Annotated in this window: 15 protein-coding genes; 8 read left to right on the plus strand and 7 right to left on the minus strand. The window is 70.8% G+C overall.

Going from position 1 to position 22,615, the window contains the following annotated elements; all coding sequences use genetic code 11:
- Positions 1–11 precede the first annotated feature (11 nt).
- The 3 genes from ACQPYK_RS41845 to ACQPYK_RS41855 are packed head-to-tail and all read left to right on the plus strand — an operon-like array spanning position 12 to position 7,698.
- Positions 12–2,150, plus strand: a complete 2,139-nt coding sequence (locus tag ACQPYK_RS41845) for an FG-GAP-like repeat-containing protein (protein ID WP_433244560.1) — start codon at positions 12–14, stop codon at positions 2,148–2,150.
- Positions 2,147–3,100, plus strand: coding sequence for an enediyne biosynthesis protein UnbU (locus ACQPYK_RS41850; RefSeq protein WP_433244563.1), 954 nt, complete (start codon positions 2,147–2,149; stop codon positions 3,098–3,100). The genes ACQPYK_RS41845 and ACQPYK_RS41850 overlap by 4 nt, the downstream gene beginning before the upstream one ends.
- 29 nt (positions 3,101–3,129) lie before the next feature.
- Positions 3,130–7,698 (plus strand): SDR family NAD(P)-dependent oxidoreductase, encoded by a 4,569-nt coding sequence (locus tag ACQPYK_RS41855; protein WP_433244566.1) that lies wholly within the window; start codon positions 3,130–3,132, stop codon positions 7,696–7,698.
- A 153-nt stretch (positions 7,699–7,851) separates the two neighbouring features.
- Here ACQPYK_RS41855 and ACQPYK_RS41860 read toward each other — a convergent pair whose 3' ends face one another.
- Complete coding sequence (locus tag ACQPYK_RS41860) at positions 7,852–8,499, minus strand: class I SAM-dependent methyltransferase (protein ID WP_433244569.1); 648 nt, start codon at positions 8,497–8,499, stop codon at positions 7,852–7,854.
- 77 nt (positions 8,500–8,576) lie between these two features.
- Here ACQPYK_RS41860 and ACQPYK_RS41865 point away from each other — a divergent pair, with 77 nt between their 5' ends.
- Genes ACQPYK_RS41865 through ACQPYK_RS41875 form a run of 3 tightly spaced genes read left to right on the plus strand, consistent with a single transcriptional unit; the run spans position 8,577 to position 10,342 of the window.
- The gene (locus ACQPYK_RS41865; RefSeq protein ID WP_433244572.1) at positions 8,577–9,041 is read left to right on the plus strand and encodes a pyridoxamine 5'-phosphate oxidase family protein; all 465 of its coding nucleotides are present in this window, start codon (positions 8,577–8,579) and stop codon (positions 9,039–9,041) included.
- A gap of 9 nt (positions 9,042–9,050) precedes the next feature.
- Positions 9,051–9,245: a ferredoxin gene (locus ACQPYK_RS41870; protein ID WP_433244575.1), complete on the plus strand. Its 195-nt coding sequence runs from the start codon at positions 9,051–9,053 to the stop codon at positions 9,243–9,245.
- An 11-nt stretch (positions 9,246–9,256) separates the two neighbouring features.
- Positions 9,257–10,342: a Zn-dependent alcohol dehydrogenase gene (locus tag ACQPYK_RS41875; RefSeq protein WP_433244578.1), complete on the plus strand. Its 1,086-nt coding sequence runs from the start codon at positions 9,257–9,259 to the stop codon at positions 10,340–10,342.
- A gap of 89 nt (positions 10,343–10,431) precedes the next feature.
- Here the strand turns inward: ACQPYK_RS41875 and ACQPYK_RS41880 are convergent, their stop codons facing one another.
- Entirely contained in the window at positions 10,432–11,751 is a 1,320-nt protein-coding gene (locus ACQPYK_RS41880; RefSeq protein WP_433244581.1) for an MFS transporter, read from the minus strand.
- A gap of 2 nt (positions 11,752–11,753) precedes the next feature.
- The gene (locus ACQPYK_RS41885) at positions 11,754–13,019 is read right to left on the minus strand and encodes an aminotransferase class V-fold PLP-dependent enzyme (RefSeq protein WP_433244584.1); all 1,266 of its coding nucleotides are present in this window, start codon (positions 13,017–13,019) and stop codon (positions 11,754–11,756) included.
- On the opposite strand from ACQPYK_RS41885, the gene ACQPYK_RS41890 reads away from it, so the two are divergent.
- Complete coding sequence (locus ACQPYK_RS41890; protein WP_433244587.1) at positions 13,018–14,412, plus strand: PLP-dependent aminotransferase family protein; 1,395 nt, start codon at positions 13,018–13,020, stop codon at positions 14,410–14,412. The two genes, ACQPYK_RS41885 and ACQPYK_RS41890, sit on opposite strands and share 2 nt — an antisense overlap.
- A 32-nt stretch (positions 14,413–14,444) precedes the next feature.
- On the opposite strand, the gene ACQPYK_RS41895 is transcribed toward ACQPYK_RS41890, so the two are convergent.
- The 3 genes from ACQPYK_RS41895 to ACQPYK_RS41905 form a co-directional block, all read right to left on the minus strand.
- On the minus strand, positions 14,445–15,452 hold the full coding sequence (locus ACQPYK_RS41895; RefSeq protein WP_433244590.1) for a sugar phosphate isomerase/epimerase family protein: 1,008 nt from the start codon (positions 15,450–15,452) through the stop codon (positions 14,445–14,447).
- Positions 15,453–15,683: 231 nt separating this feature from the next.
- On the minus strand, positions 15,684–19,187 hold the full coding sequence (locus tag ACQPYK_RS41900) for a ThuA domain-containing protein (protein ID WP_433244593.1): 3,504 nt from the start codon (positions 19,185–19,187) through the stop codon (positions 15,684–15,686).
- Between the two features lie 345 nt (positions 19,188–19,532).
- The gene (locus ACQPYK_RS41905) at positions 19,533–20,429 is read right to left on the minus strand and encodes an SDR family oxidoreductase (RefSeq protein ID WP_433244596.1); all 897 of its coding nucleotides are present in this window, start codon (positions 20,427–20,429) and stop codon (positions 19,533–19,535) included.
- 216 nt (positions 20,430–20,645) lie between these two features.
- Between ACQPYK_RS41905 and ACQPYK_RS41910 the strand changes: the two genes are divergently transcribed.
- Positions 20,646–21,704 (plus strand): NAD(P)H-dependent amine dehydrogenase family protein, encoded by a 1,059-nt coding sequence (locus ACQPYK_RS41910; RefSeq protein ID WP_433244599.1) that lies wholly within the window; start codon positions 20,646–20,648, stop codon positions 21,702–21,704.
- Between the two features lie 266 nt (positions 21,705–21,970).
- Here the strand turns inward: ACQPYK_RS41910 and ACQPYK_RS41915 are convergent, their stop codons facing one another.
- Positions 21,971–22,477 carry a flavin reductase family protein gene (locus ACQPYK_RS41915; protein WP_433244602.1) on the minus strand — a complete coding sequence of 169 codons (507 nt, stop codon included), beginning with the start codon at positions 22,475–22,477 and terminating at the stop codon, positions 21,971–21,973.
- Positions 22,478–22,615: the final 138 nt, after the last annotated feature.

Consider the following 22,615-nt stretch of genomic DNA (forward strand, 5'->3'; position numbering starts at 1 on the left):
TCGGGGGAGCCGTGAAAGCGATATCGGGGGTTCGCCGGCGGGCGGCGGGAGCTCTGGCCCTGGCGGTCTGGGTCGCCGGCTGGGGACTGGTCGAGCCGCCCGGTACCCCCACGGTGGAGACCACGGGTTTCTCCTTCGCCGCCAGCCCGCTCGGCCCGGCCGACCGGCCGGACGACCGGAGCCTGCGACCGGTCGCACCGGGCTACCGGGACATCCGGGCGTGGGTGTCCGCGACGGGCGCGGGAGTCGCGCTGTTCGACGCCGACAACGCGGTCGTCTCCGACGACGTCTGCCTGGTCGATCCGCGTCACGACACGGTGACCGTGAGCCCGGCGCCGGGTACGCCGCAGAGCTACCGGCCGTTCACGCTGGTCGCTCCTGCGCGCAGGCCGTACGAGGCGCCGACGGGATGCCTGCCGGCCGACCTCGACCAGGACGGCTGGCAGGACCTGGTCGTCTCCTACTGGGGCCGCTCCCCCTCGCTGTTCCTGCGGGTCCCCGCGGCGGCGCCGTCCAGCGCGGCCTTCCGCCATCGCGACCTGACGACGAAACCGGAGATCTGGAACACCAGTGCCGCCACCGCCGGCGACTTCGATGGTGACGGCCGCCTCGACCTGGTCTTCGGCAACTCCTTCCCGGACGGCGCCAAGGTGCTGGACGACAGCGGCGACCACGGTGACATCGTGACGCCCGACTCGCTGTCCGACGCCGGCAACGGCGGAACCAACCGGCTCTACCTGGCGACGGGCCCGGGCCGGTTCGCCGAGGCCGAGGGGGTGTTCGCCGGCGACAGGGGCTGGACGCTGGCGCTGGGCACCCAGGACCTGGACGGCGACGGGCGGCCCGACCTGTATGTGACCAACGGCTTCGGCCCGGACCAGCTGCTGGTCAACGAGTCCGCGGCCGGGAGGGTCAGATTCCGGCAGGCGCGGGGCATCCGGCATCTGACCACGCCGAAGTCCGGTGTGGTCGGCCAAGACTCGTTCATGGGCGGAGGGGTCGGCTTCACCGACCTCAACACCGACGGTACGCCGGACATCCTGATCAGCAACATCGCCGAGGACCACGCGCTGCACGAGGGCAACTTCGCCTTCGTCTCGCGGCCGGGCGGGCTCCACGAGGGCCGGGCGCCTTACGACGACCGCGGCGAGGATCTCGGGCTGAGCCGTACCGGCTGGTCCTGGGACGTCAAGGCCGCAGACTTCGACAACGACGGTACCGACGAGGTCATGCACGCGACCGGGTTCGTCCGGGGCGGGGTCGACCGGTGGGCGCAGGTGCGGGAGATGGCGCTCTCCAATGACCTGGCCCTGTCCCACCCCGCCCTGTGGCCGGGGATCGGAGCGGGGGACGACCTGTCGGGCCACGACACCAACAGCTTCTTCACCCGGGGCGCGGGCGGTCGCTACGTGGACGTGGCCCGCCGAGCCGGGGTCGGCGGCGACACGGTCAGCCGGTCCTTCGCCGTCGGCGACGTGGACGACGACGGGCGGCTGGACTTCGCGGTCGCCAACCAGTGGGCGGCGTCGGTGCTCTACCGCAACGACGGCGCCACCGCCCCATTCGTGGGCCTGCGACCGCGCCTTCCCGCCGGGTACTGCGCCACGGCCGCATCCTCGGCGCTCTCCACGCTGATCAGTCCCCTACCGTCTCGCCGCACACTGGCGCGGCCCAGGTTGACGCTCTCCACATTGATCGACCCGGCCGCGCCGTCCACCGCCACCGTGCCCGACCCTCGTCCGGACCGCTCCGCGTCGTCCCGTCCTCCTCCGGCCCGCCCCGGAGCGTCGCCCCGCTCCTCCCCGGCCCGCCCCGGAGCGTCGCCCCGCTCCTCCCCGACCCGCTCCGCCCGTCCCGTCGTGCCCGGCACCGTCCTGACGCGTCCCGCCATCGGAGTCACCGCCACGCTGCGCCTGCCCGGCGGGAGCACGTTCAGCCGGCAGCTCTACCCGGCCAACGGGCACAACGGCGTCTCCGCGCCTGAGCTGCTGTTCGGCCTGGGTGACAGCGTGCCGAACGGCCCCTTCCCGGTGGAGCTGTCCTGGCGCGACGCCTGCGGCGTGCTGCACACCGCATCGGTGTCCGTACGGCCCGGCTGGCACCGGATCCTGCTGGCAGGCGATCACGCCCGGGAGATGAGCGGATCGTGAACGCCGCTCGGAGGCGCTCCATGGCGCTCCGCCGGTTCGCCGGTTCGATCACCCTCGTGACCGTCCTCGGGCATACCCTGCTCGGCTTCGAGCAGGCCTATCTGACGCCGATCGTGGGCGCGGTCACCGGGGTGGCCGCCGAATTCGTGCTGGAGACCGTGGAGGCGTGGGCGTGGCGTCGCCCGGCCCGCTATCTCAGGTCGCGGCCGGGCCGGGTGACCGATTTCTTCCTGCCGTCCTACACCACCGGGCTGACCTGCGCGATGCTGCTGTACGGCGGCGCGCACCCGATGCCGGTCGTGCTGGCCGCGCTGATCGGCGTCGGCAGCACCTACGTGCTGCGGGTCAGGGCGCCCGGCGGCGCGGGACACCTCGCCGCGAGCGCGCCCGGCAGGCACTACATGAACCCGTCGTGCTTCGGCGCCGTCGCCGTACTGCTGCTGTTCCCATGGGTCGGCGTCGCGCCGCCGTACCAGTTCACCGAGTGGGTGTCTGGTCCGTTCGACGCACTCGTGCCGCTGGCCGCGCTGACGCTGGGCACGATGGCGAACGCGAGGCCGACCGGCAGGCTGCCGCTGGTGCTGGGCTGGGTGGGCGGGTTCGCCCTGCAGGGGGTCGTCCGGGGCGCGCTGACCGACGTCTCGACCGTCGGCGCGCTGCTGCCGATGACCGGCGTGGCGTTCGTCCTCTACACCACCTGTCTGATCACCGACCCGGGCACGACACCCGTCAGGCCGCGCGCCCAGGCCGCGTTCGGCCTGGCCACAGCGGTGGTCTATGGCCTGCTGGTCCAGTTCGACATCGGGTACGGGCTGTTGCTCGCCCTCGTGATCGTCTGTGCCGGCCGAGGGGCGGGCCTGGCGCTGTTCGCCCGCGTCCGCCCGCTCACCGTCCCCGTTCCTGCCGACGCGCGAGAGCTCTCCGACCTTCCGGCGGGCGTCAAGCCATGATCCATGCGACTACCCGAGGGGTGCAGCGAATGTCCGTCGCAATCGTGGGGTTGGCCTGTGCCTACCCCGACGCACTCGACCCGGGGGCACTGTGGGAGACCGTGGTGTGGCAGCGGCGGGCCTTCCGGCCCCTGCCTGTCGAACGGCTGGACCCGGCCGGCTCCCACTCCCCCGACCGGCCGGCCGCCGGCCGCGCCTACGGCGCCCGCGTCGCCCTGATCGAGGGCTGGGAGTTCGACCCGGCCGGCTTCGGCGTCTCCGGTTCCGGCCGTCTCACCGCCGATCCGGCTCACCGGCTGGCCTTGGACACCGCGGCTCGTGCTCTTGCCGACGCCGGGTTTCCGGGCGGGCAGGGGCTCGATCGGGACCGGGTCGCGGTGGTCGTCGGCACCACCCTGGCGAGCGAGGCCGCACGAGTCGCCCCGCTCCGGCCGCATCTGCGGCGCGTGCTGGCCTCGGTCCTGGCCGACCTCTCCGAGGAGACGGCCGCCCGGCTGATGGCGCAGGCGGAGGCGGAGCATCCGCGACCGTTCCCCGACACCCCCGACGAGCCGCCGGCGGCGGGACCGCCCTGCACGATCGCCACACGCATCTGCCGGCACTTCGACCTGCGTGGCGGCGGGCACACGGTGGACGGGGCGTGTGCCTCGTCCCTGCTGGCGGTGATCGACGCGTGCCGGTCGCTGCTGGACGGGAGTGCTGACTTCGCCCTGGCGGGGGGCGTCGATCTCGGTCTCGGCCGGTTCGAGCCGGCCGGCGCAGGCAAGGGTGGCGCGCCGGCGGGCGAGCGCATGCGGGTCTACGACGTCCGTTCGGACGGTTCCTGGCCGGGTGAGGGCTGCGGCATGGTCGTCCTGGCGCGCACGGCCGACGCCCGCGCCGCCGGTCTCCGGATCCATGCGGAGATCACGGGCTGGGGGGTGTCCTGCGACGGCTCGTGGGAGGTTCCCCGCCGGGAGGCCGACGGCCGGCTCCTGGCGCTCCGCCGCGCCTACGCCCGAGCCGGCGTCTCCCCGGCCGAGGTGGCCCTGTTCGAGGGCGCCGGCGCCGGCACCGCCGACGGCGACGTCGCCGAGCTCACCGCCCTCACCCGCCTTCTCTCCGACGCCGAGCGGCAGGCGACGGCCGGATCCGGCGCACCACGACGAGCGGCGGCCGGATCCGTCGACGCCAATATCGGGTACACCGGGGCGGCGGCCGGGGTCGCGGGATTGATCAAGGCCACCCTGAGCGTCGCCTCCGGAGTCCTTCCCCCGACCACCGGCTGCGGGTTCCCTCATCATCTGCTGACCGCGCCCGGCGCGCCCCTGCGTGTCCTGGCCGCCCCCGAGCCCTGGCCCGCCGGACCCCGCCACGCGGGAGTGAGCGCCATGGGTCCCGGTGGTGTCAACGCCCACCTCGTCCTCACCGCGTCCGATCTCACCGCGTCCGACCTCGCCGCATCCGACCTCGCCGCATCCGATCCGGCCCGTGCGGACGCTCACGCGGACGTCCACGAGGACGGCGGCCCTGCCACTCGCGCGAATACCAACGCGGACGGCGGCCCTGCCGCTCACGCGGACACCCATGCGGACGGCGGCCCGGACGTCTGCGCGGACGCCCGCCCTGCCGCCCGGGGAGCCGCTCCGGCCGGACGGGTGATCGACCGGCCGTCCCTGGAGGAGCCCCTGGTGTTCGCGTTCTCGGGACGGGACGTACGAGCCGTGCGGCCGGTGCTGGAACGCGTCGCGGACCAGGCGACGCGGTGGTCGGAGGCGGAGCTGTGCGATCTCGCGTACACGCTGGGAACCGTTCCCTCCGGGCCGGTACGGATCGCGATCGTGGCGGGGTCGGCGGAACAGCTCGCCGAGCGAGCGGGCCTGGCCCTGGAACGGCGGGGCTCCCGGAAGCCCGGCATGCCTGCCTGCCTGCCTGGGATCCACCCGGGATCGGGCGCGGGGAAGGGGACCGCGTCCTCCCCCGCCGAGGAGCTCACCGCCGACACCTCACCGGCCGAGGCGGCCGCCCTGTGGGCGGCCGGGACGGTCCCGGACCTCACCGCTCTCTACGGTGATCGGCCGGCCCGTCCCATCGACATCTGGCGCGACCGCGTCTTCGTCCCCGATCCCTTCTCATCCGCTCCCTACGGCGACGCGCCAGGCGGCTCCGAGGAGGACGGCGACGGGGAGGACGGCGACGGGGAGGCGGGCCGGGACCGGGCGGACGCCGGCCCGGTGGCCGGGGTGGCGCGCTGGGTGCGGTGTTTCGCCGAGGACCCCAAGGAGGCCCGGGTCCCTTCCGCTCCGGCGGGGAAGGACCGTCCCGGCACCCGGCCGCCGACGGCGGAGGGGCAGACGCCGTCCAGGCAGGTCGTGATCGACGATCCGCTGCGGCCAGGGGCGGTCGAGACGCTGGTCGCCGCGGTCCGGGAGGCGATCGCGGATCGCGAGGGGCTGGCCGTGCTCTGCGAGTCCGATGCCCTGACCGGGTTCCTGGCGACGTTGCGGCTGGAACACCCCGGCCTCGACCTCGCCGCTGAGCGCCCGGGCGGGAGCGTCCCGCTCAGTCTCGACGGGGAAGGGCCGCTCCCGGTGGGCGCCGAGGACGTGGTGCTGGTCAGCGGAGACGGCACGGGAATCGGGTTCGCCTGCGCCATGGCGCTGGCCGAGATCGGTGGATGCGGGCTGGCCCTGCTCGGCAGGGAACGCCCGGGTGACGACACGACCCTGAGGAGTGGTCTCAAGGAGCTGACCCGCAGGGGGATCCGGCACGGTCACGCGACGGCGGAGATGACCGATGCCGACGCGGTGGCGCGTGCCGTACGGGATCTGGAGAACGCGCTGGGACCGGTCACCATGGTGATCCACTCAGCGAGCACCGGCCGGCCGGTCCGGTTCGCCGACCTCGCGGCCGGCGACACCGAGAACACCGGAAACACCGGAGACGTTGAGGACGCAGAAAGCGCCGAGAGGTACGCCGCGTCCGAGCTGGCCGTACTGGACAACCTCCTCGCCGCGACCACGCCCCGGCGCGTGGTGACGTTCGGATCGGTGAGCGGCCGGTACGGCCAGGCGGGCCGGAGCCGCCAGGCACTGGCCGGCGGGCTGCTACGGGAACGGGTCCGCAGGATCGGCGGACTGAACATCGACTGGCCGGCGTACGCCGGAGCCGGCTCACGACGGCGATCCGCGGCCGGATCCGCAACCGGATCCACGGCCCGCGCGGACCTGGCGGCCGTGACACCACAGGAGGCGGCGGAGCTGTTCCTCAAGCTGCTCAGGACCGGGGATCTGCCCTCCAGCGTGGCCGTCCACGGCAGGCTGGGCGACCCGCCGGCCCCGTGCCCGGGAGGCGGGCACTTCCTGGACGAGGTGCGCGTGCACGTCCCCGGGGTGGAGCTGGTCGCCGACAGCCGCCTGTCGCTCAAGAGCGACGGCTACCTGGACGACCACCGGATCGACGGAGCGGCGGTGCTGCCCGCGGTGGTGGCGCTGGAGGCGATGGCGCAGGCCGCGGGGATCCTGGCCGGGCGGCCTCTGGACGAGGCCGGGCAGATGACGTTCGACCGGCCGGTGGTCGTGCCCGACGACGGCGGCACCACGATCCGGGTGTGCGCGCTCCGGCATGACAAGGCGGTCGAGGCGGTGGTCCGCAGCGAGGAGACCGGGTTCCGCGTCGACCATTTCCGTGCCGTGTTCCCCGTGGACCCGGCCGCCGAGACGCTGGCCGTACCGCAGCTGAACCGGGACGGCACCGAGCCGCTGGACGCGGGTGACCTGTACGGCGCGCTGTGCTTCCACACCGGGCGGTTCCAGCGGGTCAGGGAGCTCACTCTCGTCGAGGCGCGGGGGTGCCGGGGGGAGCTGCACGGCGACGATCCCGACGGCTGGTTCGAGGGCAGGCCGGTGCTGGGCAGCCCGGGGTTGAGCGACGCCACGATCCACGCCTTACAGGCGTGCGTGCCGCACCGGCGGCTGCTGCCGGTCGGCGGTGAGCGGCTAGTGGTCCGGCCGTCCCAGGGGGACGTGCGGCTGCATGCCACCGAGCGCCACCACAGCGAAGGCGAGTATGTCTGGGATGTCACCGCCACCGATGTCCGCGGGCGGCTGGTGGCGGCGTGGACCGGTCTGCGGTTGAGGGACGTCGGCCCGCTCCCCCGGCGCGATCCATGGCCGCCGAACCTGCTGGCCGTCTACCTGCAGCGGGCCTCGGTCGCCCTCGGCCTGGACCCGGCGTTGCACGTGACCATGGACGGCGGGACGTGCCACAGCCGTCTGGGCGATCTGGTGCTGGGCGTGGACGGCCCGGCGTACTGCTCCTGGGAGCGGGTGGGCGCGGCGCGAGGAGCGCTGGAGGCGGCGTTCGCCTCACTGATCGACGAGTTGCTGCCCTGCTGCGGAGAGCCCGAAGAGACCGTGACCACCCGAATTTGGACGGCCGTGCGGTGCCTGAGCAAGGCGGGTCGTCCGCCACAGACGCCGCTCACCGTCGCCGGGAGCCACGAGGACGGCTGGCTGCTGCTGCGGTCGGGCGCCGACCTGATCGCCTCGACGGTGGTCCGGGTCAGGGACGTGCGGGAACCGGTGGCCGTATCGATCATGACGGGAGAACGGCGGTGAGGTCCGGTGTCCGCCCCGATCCAGGACGAACCGATCCAGAGCGAACCGCCAGCGAACCGGCCCAGGACGGACCGGCACAGAGCGAACCGGCCCAGGGTGAACCGACCGGCCCGTCAGGGCGGAACCGACCGGGCGGGGCACCGGGGCGAGCGGTCAGCCGATCCCGGGGCCGACCCGCTCCAGCACCCGCAGCGAGCCCTCCTGCCTGACCTCCTTGAAGGCGCCGGAGGCGAGAACCCGCTGGTAGACGCGGTAAGGAGCCTGGCCGCCGGTGGCGGGGTCGGGGTAGATGTCATGGAAGACCAGTGCGCCACCCGGCATGACGTGCGGGGCCCACCCCTCGTAGTCCTTGGTCACCGGCTCCTCGGAGTGACCGCCGTCGATGAAGAGCATCGCCAGCGGGGTGCTCCACAGCCCGGCGACCCGTTCCGACCGGCCGATGATCGCGATGACCTCCTCCTCCAGACCGGCGGAGGCGATGGTGGCGCGGAAGGTGGGCAGCGAGTCCATCTTGCCGAAGCGAGGGTCCATCAGCGCGGGGTCGTGGTGGGCCCAGCCCGGCTGGATCTCCTCCGAGCCCCGGTGGTGGTCCACGGTGAGCACGACGGAGCCGGCCTGCCTGGCCCCCGCGCCGAGGTAGACGGCCGACTTTCCACAGTAGGTGCCGATCTCGCAGATCGGCCCGCGCGGACCGTACTCGACCGCCGTCTCGAACAGGGCGAGGCCTTCGGGGTGGGGCATGAAACCCTTGGCGCGCTGGGCCGCGTACAGCAGGTCCGCCGGCATGGTCGGGATGCTCATCGAAGCAGACTACCCAGACCGAACAACATTCCGAACGACCCTTGCCCGGCCTTATGGAACGTGTTCTACTTTGCACCGTGAACCAGCGCGCTCGCATCGTGATGACCGAGGACGAGATCGCCGCCTTCATCGGCGAATCGCGGAAGCTCCAGCTCGGCACGATCAACCCTGACGGGACACCGCACATGGTGACCATGTTCTACGGGCTGACCGAGGGCAAAATATCCTTCTGGACCTACGGCAAGGCCCAGAAGACGCTCAACATCCGGCGAGACGCCCGGGTGAGCTGTCTGATCGAGGCCGGAGAAGAGTATTCCGACCTGCGTGGTGTCCTGGTGTACGGCGTCGCCCGACGAATCGAGGATTCCGGGGGCATCCTCGAGGTCGGCATGAACGTCGCCCGGCGGATGGCGGGAATGCCCGACGCCGAGGAGCTCCTCACGGAATACGTCGCCTACACCGGCCGCAAGCGGGTCGCCTTCGTGGTGGAGCCCACTCGGGTGATCTCATGGGATCACCGTAAGCTCGCCACACCGGTCTAGGAGGCTCACATGAGGATCAAAGTCGACTATCTGGTCTGCGAGGCCAACGCGGTCTGCACGGGACTCGCCCCGGAGGTCTTCGAGCTCGACGACGACGACCAGCTGCACGTGCTGCTGCCTGAGCCGCCGCCCGAGATGACGGACCGCGTCCGGCACGCCGTGCGGTCCTGTCCCAAAGCCGCCATCTCCCTTGAGGAGAACTAGGAGGACCCCCAATGCGTGGTGCGCTTCTGCATGCCGTCGGCGATGACAAGCTGGACATCCGCGACGACTTCACCCTCGCCCCGATAGGACCGACGGACGTCCGCGTCAAGGTCAAGGCGACCGGCGTCTGCCATTCCGACCTGTCGGTGATCAGCGGCGTGCTGCCCATGCCGCTTCCGGTCATCCCCGGCCACGAGGGCGCGGGCGAAGTCGTCGAGGTCGGCGAGCACGTGACCACGGTCCAGCCCGGCGACCACGTCATCATCAACTGGACCCCCGCCTGCGGCACCTGTTCCAACTGCCTGGTGAACCAGCCGTTCCTGTGCATGACCTACGTCATGGACAGCTTCGTCAACGCCCGATTCCGCTACGGCGGCGACACCCCGGCGTTCGGCATGGCCGGGTGCGGCACCTGGTCCGAGGAGATCGTCGTGCCCTGGCAGGGCGCGATCAAGGTCGATCCCGGGGTGCCCTACGAGGTCGCGGCGCTGATCGGCTGCGGCGTCACCACCGGTGTCGGCGCGGCGCTCAACACCGCCCGGGTCAGGGCCGGTTCGACCGTGGCCGTGGTCGGCAGCGGCGGCATCGGCCTGTCGGTGATCCAGGGCGCCCGGATCTCCGGCGCGACCACGATCCTGGCGATCGATCCGCTGGAGTCCAAGCACGAACTGGCCAAGAAGGTCGGAGCCACCCACGCCATCACCCCCGACCAGCTCAGGGACGCGGTCGGGTCGCTGACCGGCGGCAGGGGGTTCGACTACGGCTTCGAGGCCGTCGGCAAGTCCGCCGCCATCATGACCGCGTGGCAGGCCACCCGCCGCGGCGGCGACGTGATCGTGGTGGGCGCGGGCGCGATGGACGACACCGTCCCGCTGAGCGCCTTCAGCCTGCTGTTCGAGGGCAAGAACATCCTCAGCTCGATGTACGGAGGGTCGGACGTCCGCCGGGACTTCCCCTTCTTCGCCGAGCTGTACAAGGCGGGCAAGCTCGATCTGGAGAGCATGATCAGCGCCCGCATCAAGCTCTCCGATCTCAACGACGCCGTGGCCGCGTTGCGCGGCGGCGAGGTCCTGCGCCAGGTCGTCGTCATGGACTAGCCCGTTCGGGTACGGCCCGCGCCGTCGAAGTGATCGACGGCGCGGGCCTCGCCCTGTCCACCGTTCTTCCACCGTCCGGGCAGGTGCGCCTACCGTCCGGGCAGGTACGCCGCCATCGCCGATGGCAGCTCACGCAGCCGGCTCACCGGGGAGACGACGAGCCCGGCCACCACCGCGGCGGAGCCGAGTGCCGCCGCGGTCAGCGCACCCCGGGCGCCGATCTCACCGGCGAGGAGGCCGGCGAACAGGCCGCCGAGGGCACCACCGCCGAACAGCAGCGTGCGGAACACCGCGGTCATCCGGCCCATCATCGACGGTGGAGTGCTGATCTGACGCAGGCTGACGATGATGACGTTGGCCACGCCGAGTCCCAGGTAGGTGGTGAAGAAGGAGAGGATGAACATCCCCACCATCAGCGGTTTCGGCCCACCCGCCAGTACGATCAGTGCCGGGCCGAGCAGGAGGGCCGACTGGGCGACGAAGTAGACCGGTCCGAGCCGGAACCGCCCGATGACCTTCCTGGAGATCATCGCGCCGATCAGGCCGCCTACGGAGGCCGCAGCGAAGATTCCGCCGAGGGTCGTCGAGTCGAGACGCAGATCGTGCGTGCCGTACAGCAGGAACATGGTCCAGACCGTGACCATGGAGAAGTTGCAGCAGAATCCGACGAGAGCCAGCGCCCGCAGGATCGGGTCGCCGAAGACCCAGCGCAGGCCCTCGCGTAGTTCCGTCGGCAGATGCCGCTTCGTGGCGGGCGGTTCGGGACGCGGCTCGCGCGTGCGGATCAGTAGCAGCGAGACCACCGACACCAGATAGGAGAACGCGTCGATGACCAGCGCCACCGGCGCCGTCAAGGCGCTGACCAGGACACCGGCGAGCCCGGGACCGGCCACGTCGGCCGCCGAAGAGCTCACCCCCATCTTGGAGCCGGCCTCGACGTAGTGTTCGGACTCCTTCACGAGGGTGGGCACGTAGGACATCCAGCTCACATCGAACAGCACTGACGCGATGCCGACGGCGCATGCGATGACCAGCAATGGCGCCATGCTCAGAACACCCAGCCAGGACAGGAGGGGAATCAGAGCGAGCAGGACCATCCTCGTCAGGTTGGCCCCAAGCATGACCGGCCGCCGTCGAACCCGGTCGACCCAGACTCCGAAGATCAGGGCGAATCCGAGGTAGGGGGCGAGCTGCAGGAACCGCAGGACGCCGACCTGCTCGTCAGTGGCGTGGAAGGCGTAGATGGCGGTCAGCGGGAGCGCCAGATTCGTGACTTGGGTGCCGAGCAGCGACAAGGTCTCGCCAAGCCAGAACCTGAGGAAATCGCTGTTGCGCCACAGACTCTCCGGCCTCTCCGACCTCTCCGGCGAGGCGTTCGCCGCCTCCGCTCGCGGTTCGGTGCTCGTCATCGCTACCGCTCCCGGCCGTTCAGGGGCCAGGGGGCACGCCCGCCACCGCGGCTCAGGTCCGCGACGACGGAGGCGACCAGGTCCACCTCTTCCTCGGTGTTGTAGTAGTGCGGCGACAGGCGCAGGCACCAGTCGACGTCCTTGTCGCCGAAGTCGAACTGCGCGAACTCGCGGAAGCTGAGCGCCGAGTTGATTTTCCGCGCGTCCATCGCCGCTTTGAACGGCTGCGGCTGCCAGCCTTCGATCGCGAAGGTGACGAGGGCACCCAACTGCGGGCCGCGATCGAGCGTGCGCACGCCGGGGACGGCGTCGAGCTTGTCGCGCAGACGGGCGGCGAGCACGGGTGAGCGCCGCGCGATGGCGTCGATGCCCACCTGGCGGGCGTAACGCGCGGCGGCGGCGCAGCCGAGCACGGTCGCGTACGGAAACTCCCATTCCTCGAACCGTGCCGCGGACTCGACGGGCTGGTAGCGGTCCGGCTCGGTCCAGCGGGCGCCGTGCATGTCGATGAACAGCGGTTCGTAGCCGGCGCGCAGGACGCGGTCGGAAACGTAGAGAAAGCCGGAACCGCGGGGCCCGCGCAGGAACTTGCGGCAGGTGGCGGTGAGCAGGTCACAGCCGATCTCCGCCACGTCGACGGGGTACTGGCCGACCGACTGGCAGGCGTCCACCAGGTACAGCAGGTCCAGTTCGCGGCAGTGCCGGCCGATCTCGGCGACAGGCTGGACCAGGCCGGAGTTGGTGGGGATGTGGGTGGCGGTCACCAGCCGGGGGCGGTGCACGCGCATCAGCTCGGCCATCGCCGCCACGTCCACCCCGCCTTCCGGCGCGTCCGGGGCGTAGACGATCCGCACGCCGAATCTCTTGCGCAGGGAGAGGAAGGCGATCTGGTTGGAGATGAAGTCGTTGCGGGTGGTGAGGATGACGTCGCCCGCCTCGAACGGGATCGCGGACAGGGCCGTGGCGAAGGCGTGAGTGGCGCTACCGGCGAAAGCAATGTTGTCGGGCCCGCAGTTGATCAGTTCGGCGATCTCCGTATAGAACTCGCGGACCTGGGTGGCGCGGGCGGCCGATGCCTCGTAGCCACCGATGCTCGATTCCAGCTTCAGGTGGTCGAGCATCGTGGCCAGGACCGGGGCGGCCAACAGGCCGCAGCCCGCGTTGTTGAAGTGCACGACGTTCCAGCAGCCGGGAGTGTCGGCCCGCAAGGCCGGAACGTCCAGTAGCGATTCCTGCTCATTGCCAGAAGCGCTATTATCTATTCTCATGTCCGACAGTAGCAGTTCCGTTCAGTTGGTAACCAGTCTGCGAGCGCTGCTGGCTGAGCTGTCGCCCGGCGACCGGCTGCCGAGCAGCCGGGATCTGGTCCAGCGGTACCGGGTCGGACCGGTGACCGTGTCGCAGGCGATCGCCATGCTGGCCGCCGAGGGCGCGGTGGTCACCCGCCCGGGCAGCGGCACGTTCGTGGCGTCACGCGCCCGGACGGGCGGTGATGTCGCGGACACCGCCTGGCAGACGGTCGCCCTCACCGATCGAGCCGTGGACACGCGCCCGCTCACCGACCCGCTCGGCCCGCCGCCCGCCGGGACGATCCCGCTGGACGGCGGCTACCTGCATCGATCGCTGCAGCCCACCCGCGTCCTGAGTGCGGCGCTGGCGCGTGCGGCACGCCGTCCCGACGCGTGGGATCGCGCCCCGGCGAGCGGGCTGGCGTCACTGCGCACCGTGTTCGCCGCCATCGCGGGCGGTGGCGTGACACCGGACGACGTACTGATCACGACCGGCGGACAGAGCGCCCTGTCGATGGCGTTCCGGGCCATCGCCGGGCCGGGCAACCCGATCCTGGTGGAGTCGCCCACCTACCCCGGCGCGCTGGCCGCCGCCCGGGCCGCGGGGCTTCGCCCGGTGCCGGTGCCGATGGACGCCGACGGCGTACGCCCCGATCTGCTGGCCGACGCGTTCGCCATGACCCGCGCGCGGCTGCTGTACTGCCAGCCCGCGCATCACAATCCGACCGGCGCGGTGCTGGCACCGGAGCGTCGCCGGCAGGTCGTCGACGCGGCCCGGGCGGCAGGCGCGTTCGTGATCGAAGACGACTTCGCGCGATACCTGGGCCATGGCACGCCGGTGCCGCGGCCGCTGGTGGCCGACGATCGCGACGGCACGGTCGTCCACCTGACCTCGCTCACCAAGCCCGCGGCGCCGAGCCTGCGCATCGGGGCGCTGGTGGCTCGCGGGCCGGTGATGGAGCGGATGCGGGCGGTCCGCATGGTCGACGACTTCTTCGTCACCCGCCCGCTGCAGGAGGCCGCGCTGGAGCTGGTCAGTTCCCCGGCGTGGGAGAGGCACGTTCGCGCGCTGGCCACGGCGTTACGGGAACGGTGCGTGGAGTTGACCGCGGCCGTCACGCGAGAGCTTCCGGACTGGACCGTCACCCGCCCTCCCACCGGCGGGCTGCACCTGTGGGTCCGCCTGCCGGCCGGCGCGGACGACACCATGGTCGCCGGCGCCGCCCGTCAGCACGGCGTCGCCGTCAGTGCCGGTAGCCGCTATTTCGCCACCGAACTGCCGGCGGCCTATCTGCGCTTGAACTTCGCCGCCACCACCGACTCCGCCGAGCTGGTCGAGGCCGTGCGCCGGCTGGGGCGTGTTCACGGCTGAGAGCGCGCCGCCCGGGGATCTGCGGGACGGGATCAGTCGGTGGAGAAGGCGGCGTCGAAGGAGGTCGCCGGCGGGGTGATCGCGTTGAACCCGCGGATCACGCCCAGGGCCTCGGCGGCGCCGGCCAGACGGTCCATCCCGGCGTCCTCCCACTCGATGGAGATCGGCCCGGCGTAGCCGATGGCGTTCAACGCCCGGAAACAGTCCTCCCACGGCACGTCCCCCCGGCCGGTGGACACGAAGTCCCAGCCGCGGCGCAGATCGGCCCAGGGCAGGTGCGAGGCCAGCCGGCCCCGCCGGCCGTCGCCGGTCCGCACCCGCACGTCCTTGCAGTCGACGTGGTAGATCCGCTCGGCGAAGTCGGTGATGAAGCCGACCGGGTCCAGGTCCTGCCAGATCATGTGGGAGGGGTCCCAGTTCAGGCCGAAGGCCGGGCGGTGGCCGATGGCCTGCAGGGCGCGCACCGTGCTGTGGTAGTCGTAGGCGATCTCACCGGGGTGCACCTCGTGCGCGAAGCGGACCCCGACCTCGTCGAAGACGTCCAGGATGGGGTTCCACCGGGCGGCGAAGTCGGCGTAGCCGACCTCGATCATCGCGGCGGGCACCGGCGGGAACATCGCCACGGTGTGCCAGATGGCCGAGCCGGTGAAGCCGACCACGGTGGCGACGCCGAGCCGGGCGGCGGCTCGGGCGGTGTTCTTGATCTCTTCGGCGGCCCGGCGGCGGACCTGTTCGGGTTCGCCCTGTGCCCAGAGGCGGGCGGGCAGGATGGCCTGGTGGCGGGCGTCGATGGGGTGGTCGCAGACGGCCTGGCCGACCAGGTGGGCGGAGATGGCCCACACCTCGAGGTGGTATTTGGCCAGGATGTCGCGTTTGCGGGGGATGTAGGTGTCGTCGGTGAGGGCTTGCTCGACGTCGAAGTGGTCGCCCCAGCAGGCGATCTCCAGGCCGTCGTAGCCCCATTCGGCGGCCAGCCGGCACACCTCCTCGAACGGAAGATCGGCCCACTGGCCGGTGAACAGGGTGACGGGTCGTGTCATGATTCCTCCACAGGGGTCCAGCGGCCGACCCGGGCGGGCCGACCCTTCCGCGATGATCGCTGGACCGGGGTCGAAGAAGCCGGCCCTCTTCCGCTCTTCCCGTGAAAGAGCTCTCAGCTCCCGTGAAAGAGCTTCAGCGAGGAGTCCGCCGGCTTCTGCGCGTTTCCGCAGAAGCCGGCGGACTCGACCGGCCGGTCCGGCCCCGCCCGGACGCTCGGCTCGCGACCGCGATCAGCTCATCCGGGTGAGCTTCCACTGCTGGTTGGCGCCGCTCCCGCAGGTCGCCTGGGTGAGCTGGGTGCCGTCGGCGGTGGAGGCGCCCGGGACCTCCAGGCAGAGACCGCTGCCGACGGAGGTGATCTTCCAGTTGCCGTTCGCCGCGGCGAACTTCCACTGCTGGTTGGCGGAGTCCTTACAGGTCCACTGGATGATCGGCGCGCCCGATGCGGTGGAGCCGCCGGAGACGTCCATGCACTTGCCGCTCTTGACCGAGGAGAGGGCGAAGACCCCGTTCCCCTTGTCGACGGCCTTCCACTGCTGGTTGGTCCCGCCGTTGCCGGCCCACTGCAGCACTCTGGCGTTGTCGGCCGTGGACTGGCCTTCGACGTCGGCCACCTTGGAGCTGTGCGCCGCGGTCAGGGTGTACACGGCGTTCGCCACCGGCCCGCCGGGAGTGCCGCCGACCCCCGGCCCGTTCAGGGTGAAGGAGTCGAGGTCGAACTGGTCTGCGGTCGGATGCCTGAACACCAGGAACAGCGGGTGGCTGCCGGACAACGCGGCCACGGGGGTGGCCGTCAGCGATTGGTAGACGTCCCAGCCACCGGTGCTGGGCACCGCCGTCGTGGACAGCAGCTGGCCGGTCGGCGAGTCGGCGCGCAATTCGATGGTGCCACCGCCGTAAGGCGAGGACACCCGGTAGGACACCGAGGTGATCCCCTGGACGCTCATCGGTGAGAAGGAGACCCAGTCGTTGTTGGAGATGTCGCCGATCCGTTTGCCGTTCTCCGCGCCGGCCTGCTCGATCACCCGGACGCCGAAGGAGCCGGTGAAGTACTCCGCCTGCTTGTGCCGGGGCTGCAGGATGAGGTTGGCGCTCGACGGCAGGCCGCCCTTGTCGGTGTAGGTCGCGGTGAGGACGTAGTAGGTGTTGGCGTCCGCGTCGTGTCCCGAGGCCGTGGTCGCGACCGTGCCCGAGCATCCGGTGAACTGCCCCGTGTCGTGGCTGTGGGTGTCATGGCCGAGGGCGGTGACCACGACGACCTTGGAGCAGTCGATCGTGCCGTCCTCCGGATCGGTGACCGTGACCGTGTAGCCGACCGAGTCCCCGAAGGAGATGACCCCGCCGTTGGGCGGCGAGCCGAACGTCACGACCGGCGCGGTGTTGCCGACGGTGATGGGCACCGTCGCCGAGCCGCTCTTGCCCGACGAGTCGGTGATCGTCAGCCTGGCGGTGAAGGTGCCGTTGACGGTGTAGGTGAAGGAGGGGTTCGCCGCCGTGGAGTCGGTCGTGCCGTCACCGGTGAAGTCCCACGCGTAGGTGAACGGGTCGCCGTCCGGGTCCGCCGAGCCGGACGAGGAGAACTGCACCTGGAGCGGGGCCTTGCCGGAGGTGGGTGTGCCGCCCGCCTTGGCCACCGGCGCTCGGGAGCCGCTGACGTAGTCGATCCGGTAGACGCCGTCGTCGGGGTTGGAGCCGCCGTATCCGACGCCCCACTCGATCAGATACATCGAGCCGTCCGGGCCGAACTTCATGTGCATCGGCGACCTGAACCCGAGGTTGGACAGGAACCGGTTGACCTTCAGCACGTTCCCGCTGCCGTCCAGCCGCATCTCGGCGAGGTAGTTTCGGCTCCACTCGTAGAAGAACGGGGTCTTGTCGAAGTACTCGGGGAACTTGGTCTGCGAGGGGCTGGCGGCGTCGTAGTGGTAGAACGGGCCGCCCATCGGGGCCGCGCCGCCGCTGTCGCCCATCTCGGGCCACTCGGGTGTGAGGTGGTAGGTGTACCAGACGGTGGCGGCCTTGGCCGCGGGCAGGTTCGTCAGCCCGGTGTTGTTCGGCGAGTTGTTCACCGGCGCCGCGCAGTTGAACTTCGCCCCCGAGGTCGACGTGGCGAAGTTGTAGTCGTTGTACGGCGTGTTGTTGCCGACGCAGTACGGCCAGCCGTAGAAGCCGGGCGTCTTGATCAGGTTCCACTCGACGGTGCCCTCGGGCCCCCGGTTGGCGTTGGCTCCTCCCGCGTCGGGACCGTAGTCGGCCATCGAGATCCAGCCGGTCGCGGAGTCCACCGCGAACCGGAACGGGTTGCGAAAGCCCATCGCGTAGATCTCCGGCCGGGTCTGCGCGGTGCCCGCCGGGAACAGGTTGCCCGCCGGGACTGTGTAGGTGCCGTTGCTCTCCGGGTGGATCCGCAGGATCTTGCCGCGCAGGTCGTTGGTGTTGGCCGAGCTGCGCTGGGCGTCGAAGTTCTGCCGTCCCGGACGCTCGTCGATCGGCGCGTACCCGTCGGAGGAGAAGGGGTTGGTGTCGTCGCCGACGCCGATGTAGAGGTTGCCGCCGGGCCCGAAGGCGAGCTGCCCGCCGGTGTGGCCCGGCTCGTCGGTCCTGGTCGCGGGGATGGTCAGCAGCTTCTTCTCGCTGCTCAGGTCGAGGGTGTGGTCGTTGAGGGTGAATCGGGAGACCTGGTTGACCTCCGCCGAGCCGGCCGGGGAGTAGTTGAGGTAGACCCAGTGGTTGGTCGCGAAGCCCGGATCGAGGACCAGGCCGATCAGGCCGTCCTCACCGCCGGTGTAGACGTTCAGCGTGCCGGTGACCACGATCTCGCCGTCCTGGTGGATGGCCACGAGCTTGCCGGTGCGGGTGATGTAGTACACGTGCCCGTCGGCCGCGACGTCGAGCTGCATCGGCTGGTCGGGAGCGCTGTCCAGCGTCACCTTCTGGAAGCGGTTCCACACGGTGCCGCCGCAGTCGCCCTGGGCGTCGCCCGCGGCCCATCTGATGCCGCCGAGCACGTGCTGGCGGAACGGCGCCTCGCTGTAGGAGGCGATCTGGTGGCCCATACCGGTCGCCCAGACACGTCCGCCCTCGGCCGAGCGGCACCAGGAGATCGGGTGGTCGGCTCCCATCTTGCTGGGTCCGGCGTCGTAGGTGGTCTCGTCGGCGGTCACCAGGACGTGGACGCCACCGCGCAGGTTCTTGTCGAAGTTGTACCACTCCTCGCTGCGCGTCCAGCGCTCGGGCAGCCCGGCGGTGGAGGGGTGCACCCGGTCGACGACTTTGGCGGTGCCCTGCAGGATGCTGGAGTGCGCGGTCATGTGCGCGCCGCCCAGGATGAGCTGGTCCCACCAGGGGAAGTCGGCCTCGATGTTCATGTCGGTGGTGTTGTGGATCGCCACGATCCCGCCGCCGCCGTTGACGTATTTCTGCATCGCCTGCCGTTGGGCGTCGTTGTCCCAGACCATGCCGGAGTTCTGCAGCATGATCACCACATCGAACGTGGCGAGGTTCGCGTCGTTGAAGACGGCCGAGTCGGCGGACTGGACGACCTCGAAGTTGTTGGCGGCGGCGAGCTGCTGGACCATCGTGATCCCCGCCGGGATCGAGTCGTGGACGTAGCCGGCGGTCTCGGTGAACAGCAGCGCGCGGAAGGCGGGGGCCGATACGGCTCGCGCGTGCGCCGTACCGGCGGATAACAGGAGCAGGATCGGGATCAGGAGGGCGATGAGCGGGCGACGCATGAAATCTCCCGTGGGGTGAAAAGGGCATGCGGAGCAGGCCGGGCGGCCCCCGATCGGCGACCCGGTGTGGCGCGGGAAACCTAGGAGGTCAAAACATGATTTGTCGGTTTCTGGCTTATTTCCTCCACGTTTCTGGATGGTAAGGAGAAGTTATGGCGATGGTCAAGCAAAAGCTTGGCTGATATGGCCAGAAGCCTTGCGTCAACCGGCAAAAGCGGGGAAGGGGCCCGCGCGAGACGCCCCGAGGCGAACCCCCCTCGCACGCTCCCGATGACCCGTCGAAGAAGTCCCGGCGAACGAAAAAAGGGCGCCCCACCAGGAGGACGCCCTTCGATCGGCGAGATGTCAGAGCATGGCCTTCATGGAGGCGCTCGCCTGCTGGCCGAGGGTGGTGGGGGTCAGGTAAGGCTGCTCGGCCATGATGGCCTCCCAGTTGTCCCGGATGTCTTCGACGGTGTGGTCCTCCTGCCGCCAGCCCGGCCCCTCGGCCACGAACACCCGGGCGATCCGGCCGCCGCCCACGCTGAAGACCTCCCCGCTGGTCTCGCAGGACTCGTGCGCCAGGAACGTCACGAGCGCGCTGACCCGCTCCGCGGTGAACTTCGCCTCGAACTCGGCCGGTAGCAGCGCCTCGGTCATCCGGGTCCAGGCGATCGGCGCGATCGCGTTGGCCTTGATCCCGGCCCTGGCGCCTTCGATGCCGAGCGTCTTGGTCAGGCCCACCAGGCCCATCTTCGCCGTGGAGTAGTTGGCCTGGCCGAAGTTGCCGAACAGCCCGGCGGGCGAGGAGGTGTTGACGATCCGGCCGTAGCCCTGCTCCTTGAGATAGGGGAAGGCGGCGTGGCTCACCAGGAAGGAGCCGCGCACGTGGACGGCGAGGACCTGGTCGAACTCCTCGACGGTCATCTTGCCGAAGGACTTGTCCCGCAGGATGCCCGCGTTGTTGACGACGACGTCCACTCGCCCGAAGGCGTCGATCGCGGCCCGGACGATCGCCTTGGCACCCTCCGGCGTCGCGACGTTGTCGGTGCTGGCGACCGCCTCGCCGCCGTTCTTGTTGATCAGCTCGACCACGTCGGCGGCCGGGCCGGTGGAGGCGCCCGTGCCGTCCAGCGCCCCGCCCAGGTCGTTGACGACCACCTTGGCGCCGCGCTCGGCCAGCGACAGCGCGTGCGAGCGGCCGAGGCCGTGCCCGGCGCCGGTGATGACCGCGACCTTGCCGTCAAACCGCAGCTCTGACATCCGCACTCTCCCACGAGAACATAGTTCTGTTTTTCTTGAACAATAGCCTGCCGAATCCCGGGGGGCCATCAGGCCGCGGAATCGTCGCGGAATCGTCGCGGATAGTGATCGAGCGTGTGAATTTCTGCTAAAGTTTCTGCCCCGAACAGGGCGAGGGTCAACGACGACACTCCTCCCAGCATGGCCCCGCCCAAAGACCCGGGCTGGAGGCAACGCATGCCCTCATCTCCGCCCCTTCGAGTGATCCAATGGGCCACGGGCGCCGTCGGCCGATACTCACTGCGCGCACTGATCACCCGTCCCCAGTTCGAGCTCGTCGGGGTGCTCGTCTACGACCCGGACAAGGTGGGCCAGGACGCCGGAACACTCGTCGGGCTCCCGCAGGCCGGCGTCACCTGCACCGACGACGTCGACGAGATCCTCGCGCTGGAAGCCGACTGCGTGCTGCACATGCCGCTGCCCGCGTCCTACTTCGGTGGCGGCCACGCGACCGACGTGGAGACGATCTGCGCCCTGCTCGCCTCGGGCAAGAACGTCGTCACAACGACGGGGTTCGTCTATCCCCAGTGCTACGGCCCCGGCGTGGTGGAACGCCTGGAGGCCGCCTGCCGGGCCGGCAACACCTCCCTGCACGGCACCGGCATCAATCCCGGCTTCATGAGCGACATGCTTCCCCTGGCCCTGACCGGGCTGTCCAACCGGATCGACCACGTCTACGTCCGCGAGTCCTCCGACTTCCGCGGCCACCCGTCCCGCCAGATCGTGGTCGACCTGTACGGCTTCGGCCGCTCGGCCAAGGACTACGCCGCCGCCGTCCGCCCGTTCCGCGCCTTCCAGCGCTCGCTGTTCGCCGAGAGTGTCCAGTTCGTGGCCGGCAATCTCGACGTGACCCTCGACGAGGTCGAGGAGAGCGACGAGTTCGAGCTCGCCTCCGAGGAGTTCGAGATCGCCGCGGGCGTGGTCAGCGTCGGCACCGTGTGCGCGTCCCGGTGGACGTTCACCGGTCTCGTCCGCGGCCGTCCCTTCATGACGGTCGAGTGCGTCTACAAGGCCGACGCCAGCAGGGTCCGCCGCTGGTCCGACCCCGGCTTCACCATCCACGTCGAGGGGGTGCCCCACATGACTCTCACCGTCGACGAGATGACCCACGGCCTGGCCGGTGCCGCCGCCCACGCGATCAACTCGGTGGCCGCCCTCTGCGCCGCCCCGCCCGGCATCCGCACCCTGCTCGATCTGCCTCTGGCCACCGGCCGGGGCACCGTCCGGCTCGCCTGAGGCGGCGGCCTGCCCCGGGAACGGGCGGCTCCTCGACGGTGAAGTGGTCGGGCGTGCCGCACGTCTTTGCCGTCAAGGCTTCATGATCGCCCTCCTGACGCGACATCGCGTATCGAAAGGGACATGTTGTCCGGTCACAATGGTGTCGCTGTGCCAGGTGGGCGACCAGTCGCAGTTTCGCCGTCCTGTACCGAGTAGGACAAAAGCGGAAATTGTCACGGTCGGCCCGTGGGGAACGCCTCCGTACGGAGGCGTTCCCCACGGGGTCAGGGATGCGGGGTGAAGCGGCCGAAGCGGCCCTGGTGATACAGGAGGGGGCGGCCACCGGGGCCGAGGCTGGTCTCGGTGACGAGGCCGACGACGAGGACGTGGTCGCCTATGTCGACGGTGGAGTGCGGGACGCAGATCAGCTGGGCGGACACCCCGCTCAGCAACGGCACCCCCAGCGGACCCGGCTGCCAGGCGGTGGGGGCGGCGAAGCGGTCGACGCCCTTGCGCGCGAACCGGGCGGCCAACTCGGCCTGGTCGCTGGCCAGGACGTTCACCGCGAAGTGGTCGGCCTGGCGGAGCCACGGCCAGGTGGTCGAGGACTGGTCGACGTAGAAGGAGACCAGCGGGGGCGCGAGGCTGACCGAGGAGAAGGAGGTGGCCGTCAGGCCGACCGGAATCCCCTCGGACTGCGCGGTGACCACGACCACCCCGGCCGCGTGCACGGCCAGCGCCTGCCGGAACCGCTCGCCGTCGACCGCCCGGCCGGGCAGGGTCTCGGTCATGGTTCCTCGCCCAGCGGCTCATGGAGAGCGCGCGATCCGTGGAGACCCATGGGTTGACCGAAGCTCGGCGACCGGTTGAAACTCGCGGACTCGCGGGACTTCAGGGGCTCGTCGAACATCACCAAGACGCCGCCTCTC

Origin of the sequence: Streptosporangium sp. CA-135522 (genome assembly GCF_050949235.1) — a bacterium.
Taxonomy (GTDB): domain Bacteria; phylum Actinomycetota; class Actinomycetes; order Streptosporangiales; family Streptosporangiaceae; genus Streptosporangium.